We start from the raw sequence: 17118 nt of genomic DNA on the forward strand, positions 1-17118 counted from the left end.
CTAGCGCTCCCGTCCCATGCGGGGGTCGAAGATGTCGCGCAGCGCCTCGCCGAGGAAGGTGAAGCCGAGAGTCGTCAGGATCAGCGGGATGCCCCCGGCCACCACCATCCACGGCGCGTCGCGGATGACGAGGTACCCCTCGTTCAGGATCGTCCCCCAGCTCGACCGGGGGGGCAGGACGCCGATGCCGAGGAAGGACAGCCCCGCCTCGATCGACACCACGACCGGCACCTCCATCGCGGCGAGGATCAGCAGCGGGCCGATCACGTTCGGCATGACGTGGTGCAGCAGGATCCGGGGAGTGGAGGCGCCGAGCGAGCGCTCGGCCAGGATGAACTCGGTATGGCGCAGCGCCATCGTCGCGGTGCGGGCGACGCGGGCATAGCTGGGAATCGTCGTGACGATGACGATGGCCAGCACCACGCCCAGCGAGGGCCCGGTCAGCGCCACGGTGGCGAGCGCGAGGATGATCGCCGGGAACGAGCGCACGGCGTCGAAGACCAGCAGCAGCAGGCTGTCCAGCCAGCGCGGCCCGAACCCCGCCACCATGCCGAGGACGAGGCCGAGGACCAGCGAGACCGATACCCCGATCGAGGCGATGTAGAGCGCGACGCGCCCGCCATGCAGCACGCGCGAGAAGGTGTCGCGCCCGAGCTGGTCGGTCCCGGCGAGATGGGCGAGCGAGGGGCCGGACATCCGCGCGGGAATGTCCATCGCGTTGGGGTCGTAGGGCGCGAGCCAGGGCGCGAGGATCGCGCTGGCGAAGAACAGCACCACCAGCGCCAGCCCGGTCACGCCCTGCCAGTCCGACAGGAAGCGGCGCAGCTTGTCCCGCCGCTCGCGGCCGGCGCTCTCGCGCCCCGGGCCGTCGGCCGGGCCGGGCGGCATCTCGGGAATGGCGGTCTCAGAGGGAGGAACGGACACGGGGATCCAGCCAGGCGATGACGAGGTCGGAGAGCAGGACGACGAGGATGTAGAATCCCGTCGCCACCAGCACGCCGCCCTGCACGAGGGGGAAGTTGCGGTCCGAGACCGCGTCGAAGATCAGTTTCCCGACGCCGGGCCGGGCGAAGATGATCTCGGCGAAGACGGCCGAGGAGATGAGCCCGCCGAACCCCATCCCGATCAGCGTGATCGTCGGCAGGATCGCGACCCGCAGGGCATAGCCCAGCACGACCCGGCGCGGGGTGAGGCCGAAGGCCCGGGCCGAGCGGATGTAGGGTTCGCCCAGCACCTCCAGCATCGAGGCGCGGACCATCCGGGCGAGGTAGCCGACCCAGCCGAGGCCGATGGCGAAGGCCGGCAGGACGAGGTGGCTCAGCTGGTCGGGCAGGTCCCCCGGCTCCCCCGCCCCGATGGCGGGCAGCCAGCGCAGCTGGATCGAGAAGAGCAGCAGCGCCCAGATCGAGACGAGGAAGGACGGCACCGCGATCGTGCCGACGGAGAGGATGCCGGTCACCCGGTCCAGCCAGCTGCCCGGCCGGACGGCGGCGAGGCAGCCCAGCGGGATGCCGAGCAGCACCGCCCATCCCATCCCGGCGCAGATCAGCGCCAGCGAGAAGCCGATCCGCTCGGCGATCACCGCCGTCACCGGCCGGTTGGAGAAGACGTCGGCGCCGAGGTCCCCCTGCAGCGCGTTGCCGATGAAATAGGCGAACTGCACCCAGACCGGCTCGTCCAGCCGCATCCGGGCGGAGTATTCCGCGATCGCCTCGGGCGAGGCGCGCGTGCCGAGCGCCAGGATGGCCGGGTTGCCCGGGATCATGTGCAGCAGCGAGAACAGCGCCAGCAGCACCGCCACGACGACGAGCGCGGCGAGTCCCAGCCGTTTGACGAGATAGGCGATCATGGAATCGGGAACGGTCCGGTATCGGACGCCCGCCCCCCGGGCCGGGAGGCGGGCGGCGTGTCAGAGCGGCTGGAAGCGGTGGTAGTTCAGCTCGCCCGAGGGCGCGGCCACGACATCGATGTCGGCGCGGTGGGCGTAGACCTCGGGCTCGTGGTTGATCCAGACATAGGCGCCCGTATCCTCCATGATCTGCTGCATCCGCAGGTAGATCTCGGCGCGGCGCGCCTCGTCGCCCTCGGACAGGCCCTCCTCGTAGAGGCGGTCGAATTCCGGATCGGTCCAGCGCTCCCAGTTCCAGATGCCGACCTGTTCCGAGACGAACCACTGGGTCGCCTCGTAGGGATCGGGCACGGTGGCGAAGCGCATCAGCCAGAGTTCCAGCTCCTGCCAGGTCTCGCCGGCCTCCTCCATGCCCATCTCCCAGAACGGGCCGCTCTCCATCGGCAGGATGTTGAGGGTGATGCCGACGGCGGCGAGATTGGCCTGGATGATCTGCGCGGTCAGCAGCCGCTCCTGCCAGTTCAGGGTGCGCAGCGTCAGCTCCAGCCCCGAGACGCCGGCCTCGTCCAGCAGTTCGCGCGCGCGGGCCGGATCGTAGCTGTAGGACGTCTCCATCCGCTGGCCGAGCAGGCCGGGGCAGACGATGCCGTGGGATTTCGTCGAGGTGCCGGAATAGGCGCCGGCGAGGATCGAATCGACGTCGACCGCGTGCTGGATCGCCTGGCGCACACGGATGTCCGACAGCTTCTCGTGCTGGGTGTTCATCCCCATCCACATGTACTGCAGCTCGCCCGCCGTGGTCAGGACGGTGCCCTCGGGCATCGCCTCGGCGTAGCGGGCGAGGCTGTCGGGGCCGAGCTCGGTGCAGTCGATCTCGCCCGCCTCGAAGGCCAGCTCGGCGGCCTGCACCTCGGTGATGACGTGGCAGACGACCCGGTCGAAGCCCGGCGCGGGGCCGGTCCATTCGGGGTTGCGCTCGAACACGGCGCGCTGGCCCGGGGTCTGGCTGTAGGTGTAGGGCCCGCAGATCGCAGGGAACTCGGTGGTGAAGCGCCCGCCCGCCGCCTCGGTCGCGGCCTCGCAGACGATGGCGCCCGGCCCGTGGCAGAGCGTGACCATGATGAAGGGCGCGAAGGGCTTGTTGAGGACCAGCACGCCGGTCCGCTCGCCCGTGACCTCGACCGTCTCGAGCGCGTCGAAATAGCCCGACCACTCGCTCTCCTTCATCCGGGCATAGCTGTATGCCACGTCGGAGGCGCTGACCGTGCCGTTCCCGCCGGACCAGACGAGGCCCTCGGCCAGCTCGAATTCCAGATGGGTGTCGTCGGCATATTCGAGCCGCGTGACATAGGCCGTGGGCTGCCAGCTGAACGTGTCGCCGTCGCGAACGTATTCGGCGAGGAAGGGCAGGCACTGCTTCTGCGCCTCGACCTCGGTCCCGCCGACCATGTAACCGGGATCGAGGATCGAGTTGTCGCCGTCGAGCCGCAGGTTGAGCACCCTGCCCTCCTGCGCGCGCGCCATCCCGGGGCCGCCGGGAAGGAAGCCCGCCGCGCCGAGCGCGGCCCCGGTGGCGAGGAAGGTCCGCCTGGTCGTCATGATCCGTGTCACGATTGTCGCTCCTGCTGGGGGCGCCCCGTGCCGGTCGGCCGGGCCGCGCGTTCGTTGGTCGCAGGATGACCTGCGCCGCCTGCGCGCACAATTTCGCGGATATGCGCCACTTGACAGCGAAACAGCGTCAGTATGCGATAGGCGCCATGTCCGATTTCAGCGACAATCTCTCCATCGCCTGCAGCTACCACCGGTCGATCTCGGACGTGTGCCGCCGGATCGGGATCAACCGGCAGCAGTTCAACAAGTATCTCAGCGGCCAGACCTTTCCCTCGCGGCACAACATGCGCCGGATCGCCGACTTCTTCGGGGTGACGGAATCCGAGATGCTGCTGGACGAGGCGCGCTTCGCCCGGCTGATCGGGCTGCGCCGGGCGCCGGCCGGCCCCGCGCGGCTCGAGGCGCCGATGCGCCATGTCGAGAGGCTGCTCGCGGTGAGCCACCCGGTCGACCGCTACGCGGGCTGGTATTTCCGCTACTTCTTCTCCTTCGGGAATGTCGGCTACGTGATCCGCTCTCTCCTGCGCGTCGTGGTCGAGGACGGGCGCGGGCATTTCAAGAATGTCGAGGTGCTGCACGACCCCGTATCGGGGCGGTGGACGCGGACGAACAAGTACGAGGGGGTGCTGTTCCAGCTGGCCGACCGGCTGCAGGCCTTCGAATACGAGACGACGGCGATGAACTCGGTCACGCAGATGACGCTCTACCCCGATTACCGCAAGCGGATCGACTACCTCGTCGGGATCCAGACCGGGGGACCGACCCGGCGCGGGCGCAAGCCCGGCGCGTCGCGGGTGGCGCTGGAGTATCTCGGGCCCGACATCGACATCCGGCGGGGCCTGCGGCAGACCGGCCTCTACCGCCCGGACGATCCCGACCTTCGGGCGGACATCGTGGCGGCGATCACGAACCGGATCGCGCCGGGGGACTGGGTGCTGGACATCGAGGAGCCCTGACGTGATTCCGTCGCCCGCACGGGCCCGCCGCGCGGAAGGCCGGACGAGAGGACGCCAGTGCCGGCAATCGACGATCCCCCGTCCGGTCGCCGGCCCGGAACCGGGTTCACCCTCGACATCGCGCCCGCAGGCCGGGATCTAGAGCAGGTTGAGGCTGCGCGCCCGCTGGATCGCCTCGGGCGTCGTGCGCGCCATCAGCCGTTCCCGGGCGGAGGCGAGACGCAGCTTGAGCGCCGATTCCGAGATGCCGAGCAGATGGGCCGCCGCCGCGTGGCGATGCCCCTCGGCGATCAGGGACAGGGCCTCGACCTGGGCCTTCGTCATCTGGCCCTTGGGTTCGGTCAGGCCGTGCAGCCGGGTGACGATCGCCTGGATCGCCTCGATCTCGTCATCCTCGAAGTCCCGGCTCGAATGGGCGACCGAACAGACGGTGCGGGACTTGACCGGCCCGACCGAGATCGTGACCCCGTAGCGCAGGCCGAAGCCCCGCGCCTCCTCGACCATGCCGTAGGGATCGACGAGCTTGCCGTCGCTCCAGCGGGTGGCCCCGGACTGGGCGTAGGACCATGCGATCATCGGGTCGCGCAGAACGTAGCCCTGCTCGGCGTAATGCTCGATCCAGGCCTCGTCGAAGGTCTGGAACAGCATCAGCGGCGATGTGAACCGGAAATGCAGCGCGAGGAAGTAGCCGGCCTCCGCGAACGGATCCAGCCGGGCGAGTTCGGCCTGCAGACGTCGATTGTCGAGTCCATTGCTCACGGTCAGGGGTCCTGCGCGGCCATTCGTCTGGGAAGGGATGCTGGCGAAACGGGGGGAGTCGGGACGGCCCCGCGACCTTCACGGATGCGGGACCGGGTGGAGGGGCGAAGATATTGCGCGATCATTGTGGGGCAAGCACACCGTCGACGCCAGACTGCGCGTTCACGGGGCGGGACGGGGCCGCCCCGTCATCGACCGGCCGCGAGTCGGCGATGCTCTCGAATTCCAGGAAGAAGACGGTCCCGACGCCGAGCTTGCTCTCGTAGCGGATCGTGGCGTTGTGCCGCTCGGCGATCTGCTTGGTGATGTTGAGGCCGAGCCCGGTGCCCCCGACCTTGCGCTTCTCGGAGGAATCCACCTGCGTGAACTTGCCGAAGACGCGGTCCTCGGCCCCGTCCGGAATGCCGACGCCGGTATCGCGGACCGAGACCCGGGCCCGCGATCCGTCGGTCCGGGCCGTCACGGTGACGGTCCCCCCCTCGCGCGAGAACTTCATCGCGTTGGAGAGCAGGTTCTGCAGCGCCTGCACCAGCCGGTCGTGGTCGCCCATGATCCGGCAGCCCGGCGCCTCGAGCCGGGTCTCGACATGGATGCCGAACTTCGAGGCGAAGCCGGTGGTCGATTCGATGGCATCGCGCACCGTCTCGTGCAGGTCGAGCGGCTCGAGCCGGAAGGACATCTCGCCGCTCTCCATCTTCTGCAGGTCGAGAAGGTCGTCGATCAGCAGGGCGAGCCGCTGGCTGTTGCGCCCCGCGATGTCGAGGAGCGAGCGCGTCTTGGGCGACAGCTCGCCCGTGCGGCCCGAATTGATCAGGTCGATCGAGCCCTTGATCGAGGTGAGCGGAGTCCGCAGCTCATGGCTGACGATCGAGACGAATTGCGACTTCACGACGAGCGCGGCCTTCGCGGCCTCGGCCTCCTTCTCGATCATCTTCATCTGTTCCAGCCCCCGGCGGTAGCTCTGGTAGAACTGCCACGAGATGTCGGCGACGAAGTACATCACCAGCACGATGGTGAAGAACTCCAGCCAGACCGGCGAACTCAGGGGCGGGTAGTACCGAATCACGTCGAGAGAGGCGATGACGATGAACGCCACGGCGTAGATCGACAGGCGCAGGATCAGGATACCGAGGAGCTGGCTGGTATACATCGCGGCGAAGATCGCCCCGGAGAACAGGAAGAACAACGGCGTGAAGTGACCGCCCGTATGCTGCTGGACGGCGATGCTGATCAGGAAACAGCTGATCGAGGTCGCGCTGAGGATCGTGTTCAGCGTGATGCGCCTGAGGATCCTGCGCCCGAACGCCACGTCCCCGCCATCCCACTTCCGGGCCTGCACGCCCAGCCTCTGGTCGAAGAACTCGGAAACCAGGACGGGAACGATGAAGACGAAGGCGATGAAGGGATCGAAATAGATCGCCGACAGCAGGAAACTGGACACGAACGTCGCCAGCCGTTTCCAGGTCAGGTCCGTCAGCAGGACCGAGTATTCGCGGATCTCCTGCTCGCGGCCGACCGGGTCGAACCAGCCCTGCCATCCTGCCCTGAGCCAAGTCGTCAGCGACATTTCCACACCTCGGTCATTGGGCCTGCCGGGCCCGTTCCTTCGGAACCTAGCCCCCCAATATGGTGAAAACCTGCCCCGGATCAGGCGAGGTTCGGCGACCGATGCCAGAATCGGAGGATACCGGCCGCCCCGTCCGACCCCGGCGCCCCTTCGGGCCCGGGGTCGGACGGGGCGGCCGGCATTCAGGCCGCGTCCGACTCGTTCGGCCGGGCGGCGACGACCCGCAGCCGGGACAGGCTCGGGAACGGCACGTCCGCCTCCGGCAGTCCGGGGATGGGCCCGAAGACGGGCGCCCGCTGCAGGATCGCGTCGCGTTCGACCCGGACGTCGGTCACCATCAGCTGCAGCTTCTTCTTCAACCCCAGGTAGTCGCGCGGGCCGATCGCCAGCTCGGAGTTCAGATACCGGCGGTAGAACGGGGCATGCTCCGGGCGGACGGGGATCAGGCAGAGATCCGTGTCGTAGAACATCGTGCCGAGCAGTGGCACGCGCACCCCCAGGAAGTGGAGCGGCAGCTTCTGCTGGCGCGCCGACGGATCGACGACGAACCGGGTCGGATCGAGGATCGTGAGACCCCGGTCCAGTCCCTCCGCGACCTCGGGAAAGACGCGGAGCGTCGGCGAGACGGGCGCCCTCTTCGTGACCAGATGCAGTCGCACCGCGGCGAGCAGCTTGCCGTCGACGTCGATGGCGACGTTGACGCAGTTCTCGAGCTCGTCGAACGCGTCCGCCATGAGCCCGTGCTCGTTCGCCGAGATCGAGCGCTCGGCGAGATAGCACTTGTAGCGGAGGCGATGGATCTCCTCCAGTTCCGTTCCGCCGGTCACGACGCGATATCTGGCGCGTTTCAGCGCTGCCAGGACCTGTTCGTTCACTGATGCCCCCAGTTCATTGCACTCACTACGATTTCCGGCAGACGACGAGGTCGCTGTAGCCACGATAGACGATGTCCTGCCGAAGCACTTCCAGCCCCGCTTCCCGCGCCTTGCGGGCAAGCGCGCCGGCCTCGTAGGTCCAGTAGGTGCCGGCCTGCTGCGAGCGCCCGATCTCGGTATTCGCCCGCGTGATCTCGCGGCCGCGCCAGAAGATGCGCAGCGCCCCGAGGAGGCCCTCCTTCGCGGCGACCTGGCGGAAGAGGTAGCCGCGCCAGTCCTTGAGATCGAGGTAACGGCCGATGTCGACGAGGTAGAGGATTCCGCCCGCCCGGAGCAGCCGGGCGAGATCGCGCAGACGTTCCTCCTGGTCGGGCATCGTGTAGAGCGCGTGGACGCAGACGACGAGGTCGGCCTCCTCCGTCGCGGCGACCTGTTCCAGGGGGCGCTGGTCGTAGCCGACATTGGGAAGGTCCGACATCTTCTCCTTCGCCCGGGCGATCATGCCGCTGTCGGGCTCGACGAGCCGGACCCGGCTGTCCGGAAAGGCGCGGGCGGCGATGCGGGTGTAGTTCCCGGTCCCCCCGCCGATATCGTAGACGACCTCCGGCCGCTCGATGGAGCCGACGAACCTCTCGAAATCCTCCATCAGCGCGCGATAGGCCGGATTGTGGTCGGAGAGGAGGTCGTAGGAGGTGGCGTAGGCCGTCCAATCGGTCCGGGCGGATTGACCGGACATCGGACCGTTGTTAAGTGACGCGGGGGAAGGTTGTGCCTGGGTATTCGAGTTCATGGGCGCGTCGCGTCTCCGCCTGGACCGGGTTATGGCCACGACGCGAGGTCCCCCCCGCAGCTGCGGGGCCGAGGCCGTGGTGCCTTCTGCTTCAAATTATCGAGAATGTGGCAACATCGCGTCAAGCGATTTTTACAACCATTACGAGAGTTTGTCGCCCGATTACCCCGAAAGGTCAGGAAGCCAGCGTCGAAGTTGGATGATAGGCTCCACATTCTCGACCAAAGTTCGCCGCAATTGGGCGTGACAAGGGCGAGGTCTGGTGGGGGCCGACCTTTGGAAACAGTCATGAAGCGCGTCGAAATCCTGAACGATCCCGTCTTCCTGGACATCCTGCCCCATTTCCTGGGGATCGCGACGCACGACAACATCGACGGGCCGCCGACGGGCACCGTGTCGCTGCGCGCGGGAAGCGCCCGGGTGACGCTGCTGCGCGAACGGGCATATCGTGTCGCGGACGACACGACGCGGTCGAACCGGGCGCGCTGAACCTCGCCCCCTCGTTCCGAGGGAATCGCAGCCGGGCCGGCCTCGCCGGCCCTGACCGATTCGGTCTGACGCTCCGTTCGGTAGCGGTGCGTTCGCATCTGACGGCTCGGAGGTGGCGGAACCCCGCAGGTCCGGATAGCGGGATGCGTCAGCGCCTGTCCGGCGCCCAGTCCTGCCGCGTGTCGATCACCTGACCGATCGCTTCGGCCAGGCGGCCGATCACGGTTCCGGCGGCGTCGGTCGCGGCGGAATCTTCCGGCCGGGCGATCGCGGCCGCGATCTCGACCTCCACGTCCGAGGCCAGCCGCCCGAGTTCCGCGAGGCCCAGCGAGCCCGCCACGCCGGAGATCCGGTGCGCGATCCGCTCGGCCGATCGGAGGTCGGCGGCTTCCCCGCCCTGCCCCGCAATCGCGGCCAGGAGGCCGTCCCGCCGCTGGGGAAGGTCGTCGAGGAAGCGCTGGCGGATCGGCTCGAGCCGGTCCGAGAAGCTCGCGCGTGCGGGTGTCGCAGGAAACGTCATGGATGTCTCACCATCTACCGGGAACCAGGGAACGGGCCGAGCGGGCGCGCCGTCGGGCCGCCCCGCGCGAAGGCGCCCGCGGGATCAGCCGCGATGATCCTCCCAGATCCGGATCAGCTGCTCGGACAGGGTGATCGGATCGAAGGGCTTGGAGATGACGCCGATCGCGCCGTTTTCGAGAAGGGCACGCGTCACGTCGCCCTGCACCCGCGCGGTCATGTAGATGACGGGGACGGTCTCGAGACCCGGGAGCTCGTGGAGACGGCGGGCCGTCTCCTCTCCGTCCATGCCCGGCATCATGTAGTCGAGCAGGAACAGATCGGGCGCGAAACCGACGGCCTTGTCGAGGGCGTCGGGGCCGCTGTCGCAATAGCACACCTCGAGCTCGCCGATCGTCTCGAGGGCCATCCCCGCGATGACCCTTATGTCCTCGTCGTCGTCGACATGGAGAACGCGTCTCAGCTCAGACATCGTGTCGCCCCTCCCCGGACGGACTGCGCGGGACCACCGCCTGGCGTCCGCGCACGCCCCGCTCCTCAGCCGATGATATCCTGCGCGGAGGCGCCGGACAGCAGGCAATTGCGTTCGTCGATCGAGCGGCTGCGCGGGACGAAAGGCTCGGCATAGACGAGGGAGGCGCGCTTCGACGGCTCCACCCCGACATCGGACTGCATCTTCTGCAGGATCTCGTTGGCGAGCCGGGCCTTCTCGAGCACGTTGCGCGCGCCGTTGCGCGCCATCACCGCGATGAACTGCCCCCCGCCGGTATAGGTGATCATCGGATCCACCGCGCGCAGCGCCAGCGAGATGGCTTCGGCGGCGTCGGCGAGGATCGGATGGTATTCCTCGGCCTTCATCGCCGCCTTCAGCTGCCGGAACTCGGGGATCTGGAACCGCAGCGACATGCTGTCGAGGATCATCCGCTGCGAGATGCTGCTGAGATAGTTCATCATCGCGGGAAGGGTGATGACGTTCTGGATCGTGCGGAACTCGGCCGTCAGCAGCCCCCGGTGGCCGACCGGCGCGTCGGCCTCCTTGCGGGCTTCCGACAGGATGATGTTCCGGTTGCGGATCATCGCGGCATCGACGAGGCACGAGCCGAGCGCGTCGAGGTTGACCGGCTTGGACAGGTAGCCGCTGGCCCCGATGCGGAAGGCCGAATGGATCGTCGGCTGGTCCCGCCGGGCGGTGACCATGATGATGACGGCGTCGCGGTAGCGGCGCAGGGCACGGATGTTCTGGCCGAGCTCGATGCCGTTCATCCCGTCCATGTCGACGTCGAGCAGGAAGACGTCGAACTGGTCGGGCTCCTTCAGCCGCTCGAGCGCCTCGGCGGCGGAGGTCGAGACGCAGACGTCGTCGTAGCCGAGCTCGCTCAGCGACACCGTGAGCAGCGAGATGAAGATGGGATCGTCGTCGACGAGGAGAATTTTCATTTCAGCCTTCTCGTTTCATCGGGTGACAACCTGAACCATTCACCGGGCGGAGCAAACAGGTCCTCGTGAGAGGATTCGGCAGATGACGGGCCTGCGAGCTCCGAACATGCTATTAACCTGTTTCCCGAAATGGTCGAATGTATGTTCCAAAAGCGTTCGCTGGGTGGAAACGCCGCCGGCGGGGGCGTTGCCGTCATGGCGGTCGGGGGCCCGCGGGAGCGCGGCTTTCCCGCGGATCTGCCCTTCGTCCCGCTCCCCCGGGCGGGTGAGCGGGCGCGACTACGCCAGAAATGCCGCCTTGCCCAGAGCCGTCGCGCGCGCCGGGCGGGCCCGCACCCCGCCCCGCAAGGCCGGATCGACGTGGGCGTGTCACTTGGACGCAGGTCGGGACCGGCCGATCCCCGGTCCCGCAGGTCGGCGGCGCCGCCACCGCCCTCGCCCCCCCTGCCGATCAGGCTCGATCGTCGAGCCCGGCCACCGCGATGCGGTAGCGGATCGTCGTCGAGTCGCCCGGGTGCAGCTCCAGCGCCGTCGGCGTTCCGTCGCGGTCGACCCGATTCTCGGCGCGGGAACGCGGGAGGTCTCCGGCGACAGACCGAAGGCCGTGCAGGCGGGCTCGATCCCGAGAACCAGGTTCCGCGCGTTCCAGGGCGCGTGGGTCCGGCCCCGGTTGGAATACCACAGCACCACGCTCGGCAGTCGGGTCCGGTCCCAGGCGATCGTCACCCGGTAGCCCCTCGCCTCGTTCGTCAGCCCCACGGGCCCCTCCGGACGGTCGAGTTGCAGAAGCTCCTCGCCCCCGCAGGACGCGGGCAGCCGGGTCGCGTCGTCGGTGCCGCCGTCGCGGCCGGGCACGGCTGTCAGGTCGGTGAAGGTGCGGTCCGGCGCGAACAGTCCGGCGCCCGGCGCGACCGTTCCGGGATGGCCCTTGATCGCCCGCAGGCAGCATCGCGGGGTGATGGAGCAGCGGCCGGCCGGGCCGGACCCGACGGAACGGGATCCGTCCCCGGTCAACGCGCGACCTGCCCCGGCCGCGCGCCGACCGGGGGCCGGATCAAGAGGGAGGCGACGGACCGGCAGCGGCCGGTCGGCGCCGGCGGCGACCCGCCCGGAAGGACGATCCGGACGTCCCGCCCCCCGTCTCGTCGGGCAGTGGCACGGCGCGAAGCCGCGGCCGGATCGCGGAAAATGCTGAACCCGCTGCGCCTGCCCCGCGTTCGCCCGGCATCGTGGAGCGTCAGGGCGGCTCGGGACGCGACCGGGCCGGATGACGACGCTCGTCCCGACCGACCGACGGAGCGAGACATGTGGGCCGACCTTCCGACGCTGATCCTGGTCGGGGCGTTCGTCGTCGCGAGCGCCGTCATCTTCGTCTCGGGGTTGAACATGACGGGGCTCGCCGACCGCCTGGCGGATCGGACCGGCCTCGGCGAGGCGCTGATCGGGGGCGTCCTGCTGGGGGCGGCGACGTCGCTGGGCGGCATCATCGTCTCGGTCACCGCGGCGCTGGACGGCCACCCCTCGCTCGCCTTCTCGAACAGCGTGGGCGGGATCGCGGCGCAGACCCTGTTCCTCGCCGTCGCGGACATGTTCTACCGCAGGATCAATCTCGAACATGCCGCGGCCGATCTCGGCAACGTCTTCCAGGGCATCGTCCTGATGGTGCTGCTGACGCTGCCGTTCCTGGCGATGTCCTCGCCCGAATTCACCATCTGGGCGGTGCATCCGATCTCGTTCGTGATCCCGCTCGTCTATGCCGGCGGGCTGGTCGCGCAGAAGACGGTGCGGGATCACCCGATGTGGGAGCCGGTCGCGACCCGGGACACCAAGGAGGACGAGCCCGAGGAGGAGGACGAGGGGGGGCGCGCGCAGAGCACCGGCCGGATGTTCGTGACCTTCGGCGGATTGATGCTGCTGATGGGCGTGGCGGGCTACGTGATCGCGAAGACCGCCTCGCAGCTCGCGGACCGGACGGGCCTGTCGGACTCCCTCGTCGGGGCGCTCGCGACCGCCCTGGTGACCTCGATGCCCGAACTCGTCACCACGGTCGCGGCGGTGCGACGGGGCGCCCTGCAGCTCGCCGTGGGCGGCATCATCGGCGGCAACACCTTCGACACGCTGTTCCTCATGGCCTCGGACATGTCCTACCGGGACGGGTCGCTCTACCATGCCGTCGGCGCGGCGGATTTCTACTGGATCGCGACCGCGCTCGTCATGACGGGCGTGCTGATCGGCGGCCTGATCCTGCGGCAGCGGCAGGGCCCGGGCCGGATCGGCGCGGAGAGCCTGCTGCTGCTGGGAATCTACGCCGCGGCCGTCGCCGTGCAGTTCATGGGGGGGCCGTGACCCCGGCGCGCCCGGCGGGTCCGGGGCCGGCCCCGGGTGAGGGCCCCCGACACCGGCTGCCGGGCCGTCCCTGCGCGCGGCGTTCGAGCGGGCCGGGCGCCGATCAAGTCGCGGAAGCCGGGCGGGCGCCGGATCGGCCGCGCGGCGGCCCGGCGGGGGGTTCCGGGCAATCGGCGTCCGGCCGGACCGGCCGGACCGGCCTCAGGCGATCCCGGCCCCTCCGGTCACACCGTAGACCTCGCCCGTGATGTAGCTGGCCTCCTGCGAGGCCAGCAGGACGTAGACCGGGGACAGCTCGACCGGCTGGCCGGGCCGACCGAAGGTGCTGCCTCCGCCGAAGGATTCCACTTTTTCCTGCGGGGCGCCGCCGCTGGGATTGAGCGGCGTCCAGATCGGGCCCGGTGCGACCACGTTCACCCGGATGCCGCGCGAGATCAGCTCCGAGGAGAGGGCCTTGGCGAAGGCGGTGATTCCGGCCTTGGTCGTCGCGTATTGCAGGATGGCGGCCGAGGGGTCGTAGGCCTGGACCGATCCCGTCGCGATGATGCTGGCGCCCGGCGGCAGGATCCGGGCCGCCTCCTGTGTCGTCCAGAAGAGGGCGTGGAGATTGGTCCGCATCGTGGCGTCGAAATCGTCGCTCGTCAGGTCGTCGAAGGACGGAAAGGACTTCTGGTGCGCGGCGTTGACCACGAGGATGTCGAGGCCGCCCAGCGCCCTGGCCGCCTCGTGCGGCAGGCCGCGCGCGAAATCCTCGTCCTTCACGTCCCCCGGCAGGAGGACGGCCTCGCGCCCCGCCTCGCGGATGAGGGCGCCGACCTCGTCCGCATCCGGCTGCTCGTCCGGCAGGTAGTTGATCGCCACGTCGGCCCCCTCGCGCGCAAAGGCGATGGCGACGGCGCGCCCGATCCCCGAATCCCCGCCGGTGACCAGCGCGCGGCGCCCTTCCAGTCGGCCGGACCCCGCATAGCTCGTCTCGCCATGATCCGCCGGCGGGTCGAGGCGCTTCGCCAGGCCCGGCGCGGGTTGCGGCTGGCGCGGGAAAGGGGGCGCAGGGTACTGGTTCCTCGGGTCCTGCATCCTGTGGCGATCGGTCATCCTGACCTCCTGAGCGGTGTGGAACGTGCCACGACCAACACCCCGGACCCCGCTTTTGTTCGCGCGCGGGATCGTCTTTCGGCGGCCCCGCGACAGTGGCGTCCCGAGATCGCGGGCGAGGCACCGGCGCGGCGGTCGCGCCCGTCCGGCGGGGAGCGGTGCCGGACGGGTACCTGACGGGTTCCGGACCCCGTGGACCGATCCCAGCGCCCGCCTCCCGCAACGTCGGGGCCGGCGCCACGACGCCCCCGCGGTATCGCACATGCCGGGTCCGTCGTTCCGCGACGACCGTTTCATCCGGTATCGACCCGCTGCCCGGTCCGGAGGAACGGGCACGCCGCGCATGAAGTTCGGGGCGCGTCCCGCCGCCTGCGGCTCCCCTGCCCCGTGCCGACTGGACGACGCGGCCGGGGATCGCCCGGCTTCGCGCCCGATGAGAGGCGAGCGCGCGCGCTCGGCTGCCCTCGGGGTCCGCAGGTCCGGATCCTGTTGTGCGGCTTCGGAAACGAACGCAGTATTGCGATGCGTCCTGCGGCAGGGGAACCCGCCCTGCCACGATGCGACATGACGGACCGCGGGCGAGCGGCTCCTGCGCGGTGGCGGAGGATCGTCGCGCGGTCCGACGGCGGAGCGACCGATGAGCAAGACCAATCCGACCCGGCCCGGTTCGGCCGACGACGACGGCCTCCAGGCCAGGGCCGATCAGGAAGCCGGTGCGGCACGGGGCACCGACCGGTCCGCGGCCCTCAACAAGCTCATCCTGAGGTCCATCGTCGATCACGCCATCGTCACGCTGGATGCGGACGGCGTCGTGACCAGCTGGAACAGGGGCGCCGAGGACATGATGGGCTGGACCTCCGAGGAGGCGGTCGGCCGTCACGCCGACTTCTTCTTCACCCCCGAGGACGCGCAGCGCGGCCGGCCCGAGGTCGAGATGCGACAGGCGGTCGAGGAGGGCCGGGCGGAGGACGAGCGCTGGCACAGGCGCAAGGACGGCAGCCGGTTCTGGGGATCGGGGCTGATGATGCCGCTGCTCGCCGGGACGGATTCGGCCGGCGACGCCGTGCAGGCCGATGGCGGCGTCGGCGGCTTCGTGAAGGTGTTCCGCGACCGGACCATGGTCCGGGAGGGGCCGGATGACGGGCGCGCTGCCTTCGGGCGGTCCTGGTCGGAGCCTCGCCGGACCGGAACCGTCGGCGCCTTCGACTTCGACATGCTGGAGAACAGGCTCATTGCGGACGGCGTCGCCGCCCGGCTGCACGGCGTCCCGGCGGATCGGGCCGCCAAGGGCGCGCCGCCCGATCCGTTCTATGCCCGCATCGATCCCGAGGACGAGGCGGCGGTCCGGTCCGCCACCGATGCGGCGCTGCGCGAGGGGCGCGACCTCGACGTGGTCTACCGGATCAGATCCGATGGCGGGCCGCCGCGATGGATCCATTCGCAGGGCGCGGTGCACCGCGACGGGGACGGCCGGCCCGCCCGCCTGTCCGGACTGGTCGTCGACGTGACCGAGCGCGAGGAGCAGGCGCGGATGCAGGAGGCGCGGCTGCGGTTCGGCGAGGCGGTGCGCGACCTCGACGACATCGACGGGATCGCGCGCCTCGTCGTCCGCACCGTCGCCGAGACCCTCTACGCCTCTCGCGCCGGCCTGGGTGACGTGGGACCCGGCCAGAACATGATCGACATCCGCGCCGAGTGGATTCCGCCCGGTGGCCGGAGCATCGCGGGACCCCGCGATGCGAGCGACTTCGATTCCTTCGGAGAGATCCTGCTCGGGAACCGTCACGTGGCGATCTCGGATACGCGGCAGGACCGCCGGGCGCAGGACCGGGCGCGGCTCGATGCCCTCGGGATCCGCGCCAGCCTGGGGGTGCCGATGCTGAAGCGGGGCCGCGTCGCGGCCCTCCTCTTCGTGGCCGACGACCGGCCCCGGGGCTGGACCGACGGCGAGGTCGCGTTCCTGCGCTCGATGCTCGACCGGGCGGATGCCGCGATCGAACAGGTGCGCTCGGAACGGGAGCGGGACGTCCTCGCCGGCGAACTCGCCCACCGCATGAAGAACGTCCTGACGCTGGCCCAGGTCGTCGTGACGCAGAGCCTTCGCGGCGTTCCGGGCATCGAGGACCGGCAGCGCGCCATCTCGGGCCGCCTGCATGCCCTCGCCGCCGCCCAGGATGCGCTGACCGCCGCGCATCAGGGTCCGCTCGACATAAGGGCGGTGCTCGAAGCCACGCTCGCGCCGCACCGCGCCTCCCACGACGCTGCCAGCGACCCGTTCGAGCTATCGGGACCCCCCGTGATGCTGGATGCGCAGCAGGTCACGGGACTGACCCTGTCGCTCCACGAGCTTGCGACAAACGCGGCCAAGCACGGCGCGCTGACGCGGGCGACGGGCCGGATCCGGATCGCCTGGTCCCGCGACCCCTCCGGTCGGTTCGAGCTCGAGTGGAAGGAGAGGGGCGGCCCGCCCGTCGCCGAGGCCGACAGGCAGGGCTTCGGCTCCAATCTCCTCGAGCGGGTCGCGGGCAGCTATTTCGGGGGACGCTCGGGCATCGCGCTCGAGAGCGACGGCCTCCGGTTCAGGATCGACGGGCAGCTGCCGGCCTAGATCGCCCGGTGCGGGCGCGCCCTGCCTGCCGCCGCACGTCATCCCGGTCCGATGCCGGCCCCGATGCCCGGCCCCGATGCCCGTCCCCAATGCCCGGCCCCGATGCCGGCCCGGCCGACCCGGATCATCCGGCCGGCAGGCCCCCCCCGCTCAGCCTCGGGCGTCGACGGCACTCGACGGCGGCCGGCGCCGTGGAGCGCCCGCGACCCGCCGGGCC

At 69.9% G+C, this 17118-nt stretch carries 15 protein-coding genes; 4 read left to right on the top strand and 11 right to left on the bottom strand.

Translation table 11 applies throughout. The features are described from left to right. From BUE30_RS01645 to BUE30_RS01655, 3 genes are read right to left on the bottom strand one after another with little or no spacing between them, the layout of a single operon-like run. Positions 1-924, bottom strand: a complete 924-nt coding sequence (locus BUE30_RS01645) for an ABC transporter permease (protein ID WP_244526245.1) — start codon at positions 922-924, stop codon at positions 1-3. After that, complete coding sequence (locus BUE30_RS01650) at positions 905-1849, bottom strand: ABC transporter permease (RefSeq protein WP_073326008.1); 945 nt, start codon at positions 1847-1849, stop codon at positions 905-907. The genes BUE30_RS01645 and BUE30_RS01650 overlap by 20 nt, the downstream gene beginning before the upstream one ends. Positions 1850-1909: 60 nt before the next feature. Then, positions 1910-3460 carry an ABC transporter substrate-binding protein gene (locus tag BUE30_RS01655; RefSeq protein ID WP_139300443.1) on the bottom strand — a complete coding sequence of 517 codons (1551 nt, stop codon included), beginning with the start codon at positions 3458-3460 and terminating at the stop codon, positions 1910-1912. Positions 3461-3606: 146 nt separating this feature from the next. Here BUE30_RS01655 and BUE30_RS01660 point away from each other — a divergent pair, with 146 nt between their 5' ends. Then, positions 3607-4416, top strand: a complete 810-nt coding sequence (locus BUE30_RS01660) for a helix-turn-helix domain-containing protein (protein ID WP_073326012.1) — start codon at positions 3607-3609, stop codon at positions 4414-4416. 138 nt (positions 4417-4554) lie between these two features. Here BUE30_RS01660 and BUE30_RS01665 read toward each other — a convergent pair whose 3' ends face one another. From BUE30_RS01665 to BUE30_RS01680, 4 genes are all read right to left on the bottom strand, one after another. After that, complete coding sequence (locus tag BUE30_RS01665) at positions 4555-5175, bottom strand: autoinducer binding domain-containing protein (RefSeq protein ID WP_073326014.1); 621 nt, start codon at positions 5173-5175, stop codon at positions 4555-4557. A gap of 121 nt (positions 5176-5296) precedes the next feature. Continuing rightward, positions 5297-6742 (bottom strand): sensor histidine kinase, encoded by a 1446-nt coding sequence (locus BUE30_RS01670; RefSeq protein WP_073326015.1) that lies wholly within the window; start codon positions 6740-6742, stop codon positions 5297-5299. Between the two features lie 182 nt (positions 6743-6924). Continuing rightward, complete coding sequence (locus BUE30_RS01675; RefSeq protein ID WP_073326016.1) at positions 6925-7617, bottom strand: N-acyl amino acid synthase FeeM domain-containing protein; 693 nt, start codon at positions 7615-7617, stop codon at positions 6925-6927. Positions 7618-7642: 25 nt separating this feature from the next. Beyond that, positions 7643-8353 (bottom strand): class I SAM-dependent methyltransferase, encoded by a 711-nt coding sequence (locus BUE30_RS01680; protein WP_244526246.1) that lies wholly within the window; start codon positions 8351-8353, stop codon positions 7643-7645. Positions 8354-8695: 342 nt separating this feature from the next. Here BUE30_RS01680 and BUE30_RS01685 point away from each other — a divergent pair, with 342 nt between their 5' ends. Beyond that, positions 8696-8896 carry a hypothetical protein gene (locus tag BUE30_RS01685; protein ID WP_073326020.1) on the top strand — a complete coding sequence of 67 codons (201 nt, stop codon included), beginning with the start codon at positions 8696-8698 and terminating at the stop codon, positions 8894-8896. Positions 8897-9044: 148 nt separating this feature from the next. Here BUE30_RS01685 and BUE30_RS01690 read toward each other — a convergent pair whose 3' ends face one another. The 3 genes from BUE30_RS01690 to BUE30_RS01700 form a co-directional block, all read right to left on the bottom strand. After that, entirely contained in the window at positions 9045-9416 is a 372-nt protein-coding gene (locus BUE30_RS01690) for an Hpt domain-containing protein (RefSeq protein WP_073326021.1), read from the bottom strand. Positions 9417-9500: 84 nt separating this feature from the next. Continuing rightward, on the bottom strand, positions 9501-9887 hold the full coding sequence (locus BUE30_RS01695) for a response regulator (RefSeq protein ID WP_073326023.1): 387 nt from the start codon (positions 9885-9887) through the stop codon (positions 9501-9503). 65 nt (positions 9888-9952) lie between these two features. Then, a complete protein-coding gene (locus BUE30_RS01700; RefSeq protein ID WP_073326025.1) occupies positions 9953-10852 on the bottom strand; it encodes a response regulator in 900 nt (299 codons plus the stop codon). Between the two features lie 1305 nt (positions 10853-12157). Between BUE30_RS01700 and BUE30_RS01710 the strand changes: the two genes are divergently transcribed. After that, positions 12158-13198: a sodium:calcium antiporter gene (locus BUE30_RS01710; protein WP_073326029.1), complete on the top strand. Its 1041-nt coding sequence runs from the start codon at positions 12158-12160 to the stop codon at positions 13196-13198. Between the two features lie 201 nt (positions 13199-13399). Here the strand turns inward: BUE30_RS01710 and BUE30_RS01715 are convergent, their stop codons facing one another. After that, positions 13400-14293: an SDR family oxidoreductase gene (locus BUE30_RS01715; RefSeq protein ID WP_073326032.1), complete on the bottom strand. Its 894-nt coding sequence runs from the start codon at positions 14291-14293 to the stop codon at positions 13400-13402. 637 nt (positions 14294-14930) lie between these two features. Here BUE30_RS01715 and BUE30_RS01720 point away from each other — a divergent pair. After that, a complete protein-coding gene (locus BUE30_RS01720; RefSeq protein WP_073326035.1) occupies positions 14931-16901 on the top strand; it encodes a PAS domain-containing sensor histidine kinase in 1971 nt (656 codons plus the stop codon). Positions 16902-17118: the final 217 nt, after the last annotated feature.

It is taken from the genome of Wenxinia saemankumensis, assembly GCF_900141735.1.
Classification (GTDB): domain Bacteria; phylum Pseudomonadota; class Alphaproteobacteria; order Rhodobacterales; family Rhodobacteraceae; genus Wenxinia; species Wenxinia saemankumensis.